At 64.8% G+C, this 642-nt stretch carries 1 protein-coding gene; it reads left to right on the plus strand.

Annotated features, from left to right (window positions below; translation table 11 throughout):
- A partial coding sequence (locus ACFC3J_RS22860; RefSeq protein ID WP_375198196.1) for a thiolase family protein occupies window positions 1-587 on the plus strand: 587 nt, incomplete at its 5' end.
- Window positions 588-642 lie beyond the last annotated feature (55 nt).

A 642-nucleotide genomic window follows, 5' to 3' on the forward strand; every position in this document is an offset into this window, starting at 1 on the left:
CCGCCGCCCCGATCACCTACCCGCTCACTCTTCCCATGTGTTCGCCGATTTCCGATGGCGCCGCTGCGGTGATCGTTGCGTCCAGGCAAGGGCTGAGGCGCCTGGGTATCGTTGAGGATCGCGGCATTCGCGTGCTGGCATCGGTGATCCAGACAGGAAGCACGCGCGATCCCTTGGCGTCGGATAAGCATCTCACCGCCCTGGCGGCGCAGCGCGCTTATGGAGAGGCGGGTCTCGGGCCAAATGATGTGAGCGTCGCCGAAGTGCATGATGCGACCGCCGTCGGCGAGGTTATCCAGACGGAGAATCTCGGCTTCTGCGCATTTGGCGAAGGTGGAGCGCTTGCCGAGCGCGGGGATACGGCGATCGGTGGCAGGATCCCGGTCAATCCATCGGGAGGTCTCGAATCGAAGGGCCATCCGATCGCTGCGACCGGGCTCGGCCAATTGCACGAGCTCGTTCTTCAACTGCGCGGCCAGGCTGGCAAGCGACAGGTCGGTGGCGCGCGGGTGGCGCTCGCCGAGAATGGCGGCGGCCTTTTCGGGATCGAGGAGGCGGTCGCCTGCATCACGATACTCGGGCGATAAATGGCTCTGTTGCAAAGATTGGCGGCAGTCAGAGGTAGGCTGTCGCTCTGCGCCG

Source organism: Sphingobium sp. (assembly GCF_041987595.1).
Lineage (GTDB): Bacteria > Pseudomonadota > Alphaproteobacteria > Sphingomonadales > Sphingomonadaceae > Sphingobium.